The following is a 6,808-nucleotide window of genomic DNA, read 5'->3' on the forward strand; positions in this document are numbered from 1 at the left end:
TGCTGAAGTACTAGCTCTAAACTTTGGGGGCTTTCGTTCGTTGAACGAAAGCCCCCAAAGTTTAGATTTCCTGTGGAATCGAATTAATTCTCTGATGTTTCACGTGAAACATCCACGTTTTCCTCATTAATCATATTAAGAATTCTATTGAGGTCTTCGATAGAACCAAAGTCAATAGATATGCGCCCTTTCTTCTGACCCATAACCACTTTAACTTTTGTCTCGAATCGATCCATAAGACGCACAGCTAACCCGTTAAGTTCTGACTGATAACGTTTAGTACGTTGCGTGCGTGAAGGTTTTTCAGACGTATCATCTACACCCATCGCTACAAGTTCTTCTACAGCTCGAACTGAAAGGTTTTCGGCAACAATTCGTTGTGCAAGACGTTCCATTGCTGCCGCATCAGATAGGCCTAATAAAGCACGTGCATGTCCTGCTGAAATTACCCCTGCGGCAACACGACGTTGCACAAGTGGTGGTAGCTTTAATAAGCGCAATGTATTAGAAATTTGTGGGCGCGAGCGAGCAATTTTCCGTGATAATTCTTCTTGAGTATAGTTGAAATCTTCCATGAGCTGCTGATATGCAGCAGCCTCTTCAAGTGCATTCAACTGAACGCGATGTAGATTCTCTAAAAGGGCATCACGCAACATGTCATCTGTATCAGTCTGTCGAACAATTGCCGGTACAGATGTATTTCCTGCTAATTTCGATGCGCGCCAGCGGCGTTCACCCATGATTAATTCATAGCGGGCTTCAGGATGGTTCGGGAGAGGTACTGATAGTGGACGAACCACGATGGGTTGAAGTACACCGACTTCACGGATAGATGCAGCAAGTTCTGCAAGGTCATCTTCGTCAAAAATCTGCCGTGGCTGTTGCATATTCGGGACAATCTCATCAAGCAATAACTCACCGAAGGTAGCACCTGGAATCGCTTGTAGTTCATCATCATCATTTTTATCCACAGACTTATCCACAGTCTTATCCACCGGAACATGCCGAGAAGTATCGGTATTATTTCCCTGATGATCAGTCTCAGTTAAGCTACTAGCTACTATCTGATCCTCGTAGCTCTCTACCTTATCTAACTTCTCATTATCCTGTAATTTCTTAGTTTTTCCCTGATCAATAGAAGCTTTGTCAGTTATCTTATTTGTTTCTTCTGTAACTTTTACAGACGATGTTTCGCGTGAAACATTGCGCTTCTTCTTTACTGAAGATGATTTGCCTTTGTTAGCAATAATTGGCTTTTCCACAGGTTCTACGGTCGTAGCATTTACTACTTGTTCCGAGGAAACATTCTCCTGGTTTTCAGGTGATGGCCCTTCTGCTTGTGGTGATAGCCTTTCTGCTTGTGGAGGCTGTGGATTGCTAAAGAATATATCGATAGGCCGATTTCGTACTTCTTCTTGACTCGTTGGGAATAGGGCGCCAATTCCACGACCAAGTCCGCGCCTTTTTTCTGCCATAATATAACCACCTACCGCTGTTCTTGTTCCGTTAATTCGTATGCTGCAGCTCGATAAGCAAGAGCTCCTGAAGATCGAGGATCATAAGTGACAACAGTCTGTTGAAAACTTGGGGCTTCAGAAATTCGAATATTACGTGGAATCTCAATGGAAAGCGTCTCCTGAGGAAAGTATTCACGTACTTCCGCTGCTACATCCTGCGCTAAATTCGTCCGTCGATCATACATCGTAAGTAAAATTGTAGAAATGCGAAGACTTGGATTTAAAGAGTTCTTCACCATATCAATAGTCTTCATTAACTGTGTTAAACCCTCAAGCGCATAATACTCAGTTTGGATAGGAATCATGACTTCATCCGCTCCAACGAGGGCATTTAATGTTAATAAACCGAGGCTAGGTGGGCAGTCAATAATAACGTAATCAGTTCGATCAGATGAGCTATCCTCATAACCAGCTAAAAATGTTTGAATTGCATTTCGAAGGCGGTATTCACGTTCATCCTGCAGAACAAGAGAAATTTCCACACTCGATAAATCAATTGTTGATGGAGCAACAAGTAGTCCTTCTACATCAGGACATGGCTGGAGAATATCACGTAAAGAAAGTTCCTTTTCTAATACGTGATACAAAGACGGGGAACCAGCGGTATGTTCAACGCCAAGTGCGGTGGTTGCGTTCCCCTGTGGATCCGCGTCAATGAGCATCACGTTCAATCCACCTTGTGCTAAAGCAGCAGCGATATTGACAGCCGTTGTTGTCTTTCCAACGCCACCTTTCTGGTTAGCAACGGTAATGACACGTGTTTTACGTGGGCGCGGAAACACCACAGATTCAAGCTTCTTCATTAGCTCTCGATCACGTAACAAGTCAGCACCGACCGGCGAATTCATATTGTCAAACAACGAAACACGCGAGGCATGATTACAACGGTCATCTGAGTATCCGAGTGCTTTTTTGCGGGGATCTACCATGCGAACGGCTCCTAACGGTTAACTCATTTAATTCTACTAGGTAATTTAAAAATATGACTTAGATAATCCACAGATACGTAGTTATCCACACTCATTAAATACTTGGCTCGTAATTTGACAGATAAGAAAATGAGAAACTTCTCCGTACTTTTACCGTGATGTTTCACGTGAAACATCACGGTAAAAGTAATTATCGCCGATACATTAAGTACAGGAGATGCTTAACTTACGTGTCTTCTAACTAGAAACAACGTATCACTCAGCCAAAATCATTCAGATGAATCAAATTGATTTAATATCAGTTCAGTAAAAATACAGATAATAACAATCACGTATACTGAGCTACTTTGATATGCATGAATGATATTTAAGTCAATTAAGGATGACTCTACAAAATTATCTATAGATCACCAGAGGATTTAATTATGCTAATACGTCTCGCATACATGGAAAATTAATAAAAGCCACAGAGAAACATACCGCAGATTAACACAGACAATATTTGAAACTATCTACACAACCGATATATGCACTACATAAGAAACAAATCTTTTAGCTTTTTCTAGAATGTTTCACGTGAAACATTCTAGAAACAAAACTTTCCCTCATAAGATGTTTCACGTGAAACATCTTATATTAAGATATTTTCTGCACAATAAGAACGCGAGTACCTTCCGGTGTACCCCACACATCTACATCATGAACGTCAACCCACTGAGCTTTATATTTTCTGAGCATTTTATCAGCATCATCAATTTCCTCTTCAGCGCGCGCACCTTTCAAGGCAACAAGTTGACCACCAGGTTTCAGCAATGGCATTGTCCAGGGGAGAAGTTTTTTAAGTGCAGCCACTGCTCGGGCGGTAACAACGTCAGCAACGACCTTTCCAAAAAGTTCTTCAGCACGATTATTAAAAACAGTCACATTCTGAAGTTTAAGCTCACCTACAACATAATTAAGCCAATCAGTACGACGACCGAGAGAATCGACTAAACTAATGTCAACATCAGGACGAGTGATCGCAGTGATAATACCAGGAAATCCAGCACCCGAACCGACATCTACTAAAGAAGTATTCGGTGGCACAAAATCATTAATCGCAGTTGAATTAAGTATATGACGTGACCAAAGCTTACTCATTTCACGAGGGCCAACGAGACCACGAAGTTCGCCTTCTTTCTCGATTAATCTCGCAAAGCTCACTAACCGCTCCCATACGTCAGATCCAAAATGATCCAACCCGCCGGAAGGAATTTCCTCAACTGTCACCATATCCTCCATACGATCATCTATTATCATTAAAAAATATCAAATATAACCAATAATAATTAAACAGGCGATAATTATCAGTTTCTACCAAAAACATCATACCGAAGTAAATAGAAATATCCGCGATTATCTCAGCGACTACAAAAGATAAAAATAGGTGTGCCCCGCACTTGGCAGGGCACACCTAAATAAAGTATCTACCTCACTCAGCAGAATCCGCAGACTCAGCCGAATCGTCGAAATCCTCGTCGTCAGGAAGTGAAATAACAACGTGACGAGCCGGCCCGATTCCAGAAGAATCGGAGAAAAGCCCAGCATCAGCAACGACGTCGTGAACAACTTTACGCTCAAACGGATTCATTGGTTTGAGCGCAACTGGTTCGCCACTATCTTCTACACGCTCAATAGCTTCGCGAGCAATAGCCGCAATTTCCTTACGATGCTGATCACGATATCCAAGAATATCGAGCATCAATCGAGAACGCTCACCGGTCTGCTGCTGAACAGCTAACCGAGTCAATTCCTGAATGGCATCTAACGTGTCTCCATGCTTGCCAATCAATCGCTTTAGACGGCGATCTCCACCATCATCAGCGACAATCCCAACAGCTGCTCGATCTGCCTCAACAGTGATTTCAATATCTCCATCGAGATCGGCAATGTCAAGAAGTTCCTCTAAATAATCTGCAGCAATATCGCCTTCTTCATCCAAGGCAGCACGCAAATCAGCGAGTTCTTCGGTCATATTGATTCCCTTTGTTTCCCAGGTCCACTACGGACGAGACTAAAAATTACGATTCTTCTTATTGCGGTTTGCTTTAGCCTGGCGTGCCTTTTTCTTTTCATTAGCACGCTGACGTTCTGCCATCCGTCGCTCATAACGCTTTTGTGCACGCTCCGCATCGGTCAATCCATCTGGTCCGCGAACTTCTTCAGGCGGTAATGGAGTGCTCGCCGGCGCTGGCGCCTTTCCCGCATGCTTCTTCTTAGCCTTCTTTGAGCGTTCTTTGCCTAATGGTTGAACGCGTGGCTGTACAGGTTCTTCTGGCTCTTCTTCCGGAGGTAGACCAGCTGCGATGCGCTTAGCCCGAATCTTTTCTTGACGCTTCTTCCATGCAGGTGAACCCGGTGTTGGATTATATGTGATGAGCCAGTACTGCTGACCAATATTCCAGAAGTTAGAAGTCAACCAGTAAATAAGTACGCCGACTTGGAAAGCAAAACCACTGAAAATGTAGATCAACGGCATACCGTAGAGCATCATCTTCTGCATCTTATACGCAGGGTTATCCGGATCCTGAGCTGATTCCGGAAGATTCTTCGTCATAATCATCTTCTGTGAGAAGAACAAAGTTGCCATCATAAGGAAAATCAAAATAACAGCAACAATACGCACATTGGTCGGAAGATTATATTCCGCTGCCGTACCTAATGATGAAGATAGCGGAGCTCCAAATAATGTTGAGTTAGCTATTTCCTCTGCAACAGTCTTATTAACTGCACCAATGGCAGGCATATCTCCAGTAGAGATTGGACGGACTGCATAAAGTAAGTGGAATAGTGCGAAGAAGATCGGCATCTGAATCAACAATGGCATACAGGAAGCAAATGGCGATGTGCCACGCTCGCGATATAGCGCCATAAGTTCTTCTTGCTGACGTTGCTTGGAAACTGCGTCCGTGCGGCCCTTATATTTCTTTTGTAGCTTCTGGACCTCTGGCTGGATTTCTTGCCCCATGCGCATGGCCCGAATTTGCTTATTGAACAGTGGAATAATGAGGATTCGAATGACCACCGTTAAACCAACGATAGATAACACCCAGGCTGCGCCTGATCCGCTACTCATACCGATGGCGGTCAAAACTGCGTGGATGCCGTACATGATCCACGAGATGACCCACTTAATAGGGAAGAGGATAATATCCACAATTCTTCTTTCGCTTAGGGGCAGTTGCCGTTATGTTCATCATCGCCATGGCCGCGTTGGCCTGATGATTCTTGTTCGGCGCGAAGCGCCATAAGTTCGGTGTATCCGAGTGGTTTTGTTGGCCAAGAACCTTTTTCTGGTACCCAGTCCACGCCACCTTTACTCCACGGATTGCAACGCAATAAACGCCACATACTCAGAATTGTACCTTTAATTGCTCCGTGAACCTCAATGGAATCGAGAGCATATTGGGAGCAGGTTGGCTGATATTTACATCGACGTGGTAAACCAGCAGAAATATGGCGTTGATACCACCGGATTATTGCCGTGAATACCCGTTTCATCGTTCTTGTTCCGTACGATAGACGTGTGCTCGTTGGAATGCTCGAACGAGTGCTTCATGCAGGTCATTCGACGACGCTGTGGCAGCAGCAGGGTTTGCACGCACGACAAGAGTTCCCGGGTGGAGTTCAGGAAGAATATCTCTGACGACGTGACGGAGTTTGCGTGCCACCGTGTGTCGGACTACTGAGTTTCCGACTTTTTTACCCACGACGAAGCCGACCTTTGTGCAAAGGTCGGCTTCATGTATGGAGTCATCTATCAAAAAATAGACAACCACGAGGCTGTTTCCGCTCCGTCTTCCATGACGAACTGTTCGAGCGAAGTCGCTCGATGTTCGTAACCGGTTGACGGCGGGCAGCATTTACGCAGCTAGGCGTGCGCGGCCCTTACGACGGCGGGAGGCAAGAACTGCACGACCCGCACGGGTGGCCATACGCTTACGGAAGCCGTGGACTTTCGCACGACGGCGGTTATTCGGCTGGAACGTACGCTTGGTAGACATGGGTGATCTCCCACTTATCGATACTTGAAACGAATCCGAAGGTTTCGAATTCGTGTGTGTCCTGCACACACATGACTTGATGACTTTACGCGACTTTTTGGCTCATAGTCAATAAAAGACACGGGTGCCGTAACTATTGTCACACGTAGAATTATGTGTGAGAACTCTTTCTATATTACTTTCCACAGCTGTGGATATTTTAGTGGATACATTTTTACATTGAGAGTTCGCGGTTCAAATGATGTAATTACACGCGTGTAATATCCACAAGTGTGAATAACCCTGTGGATAACTTTAGAATTTCCACGCGTCTTCTCTT

8 protein-coding genes are annotated in these 6,808 nt (G+C 44.4%); all 8 read right to left on the reverse strand.

Translation table 11 applies throughout. The annotated features are described in order from the left end of the window. Window positions 1-83 precede the first annotated feature (83 nt). The 8 genes from HC352_RS08905 to rpmH all read right to left on the reverse strand — a co-directional run bounded on the left by HC352_RS08905 (window position 84) and on the right by rpmH (window position 6,489). Complete coding sequence (locus tag HC352_RS08905) at window positions 84-1,475, reverse strand: ParB/RepB/Spo0J family partition protein (RefSeq protein WP_168918528.1); 1,392 nt, start codon at window positions 1,473-1,475, stop codon at window positions 84-86. 11 nt (window positions 1,476-1,486) lie between these two features. Then, complete coding sequence (locus tag HC352_RS08910; protein WP_168918529.1) at window positions 1,487-2,446, reverse strand: ParA family protein; 960 nt, start codon at window positions 2,444-2,446, stop codon at window positions 1,487-1,489. A gap of 636 nt (window positions 2,447-3,082) precedes the next feature. Further along, a complete protein-coding gene (gene rsmG / locus HC352_RS08915; protein ID WP_247645196.1) occupies window positions 3,083-3,727 on the reverse strand; it encodes a 16S rRNA (guanine(527)-N(7))-methyltransferase RsmG in 645 nt (214 codons plus the stop codon). 190 nt (window positions 3,728-3,917) lie between these two features. Beyond that, window positions 3,918-4,460 (reverse strand): Jag family protein, encoded by a 543-nt coding sequence (locus HC352_RS08920; protein ID WP_168918531.1) that lies wholly within the window; start codon window positions 4,458-4,460, stop codon window positions 3,918-3,920. 39 nt (window positions 4,461-4,499) lie between these two features. Further along, on the reverse strand, window positions 4,500-5,642 hold the full coding sequence (yidC, locus tag HC352_RS08925) for a membrane protein insertase YidC (protein ID WP_168918532.1): 1,143 nt from the start codon (window positions 5,640-5,642) through the stop codon (window positions 4,500-4,502). A gap of 14 nt (window positions 5,643-5,656) precedes the next feature. Next, window positions 5,657-5,986 carry a membrane protein insertion efficiency factor YidD gene (yidD, locus tag HC352_RS08930; protein ID WP_168918533.1) on the reverse strand — a complete coding sequence of 110 codons (330 nt, stop codon included), beginning with the start codon at window positions 5,984-5,986 and terminating at the stop codon, window positions 5,657-5,659. Beyond that, on the reverse strand, window positions 5,983-6,348 hold the full coding sequence (gene rnpA / locus HC352_RS08935) for a ribonuclease P protein component (protein ID WP_168918534.1): 366 nt from the start codon (window positions 6,346-6,348) through the stop codon (window positions 5,983-5,985). The genes yidD and rnpA overlap by 4 nt, the downstream gene beginning before the upstream one ends. Beyond that, window positions 6,349-6,489, reverse strand: a complete 141-nt coding sequence (rpmH, locus tag HC352_RS08940; RefSeq protein ID WP_013170982.1) for a 50S ribosomal protein L34 — start codon at window positions 6,487-6,489, stop codon at window positions 6,349-6,351. Between the last annotated feature and the right edge of the window lie 319 nt (window positions 6,490-6,808).

Origin of the sequence: Arcanobacterium buesumense (assembly GCF_012563545.1) — a bacterium.
Classification (GTDB): domain Bacteria; phylum Actinomycetota; class Actinomycetes; order Actinomycetales; family Actinomycetaceae; genus Arcanobacterium; species Arcanobacterium buesumense.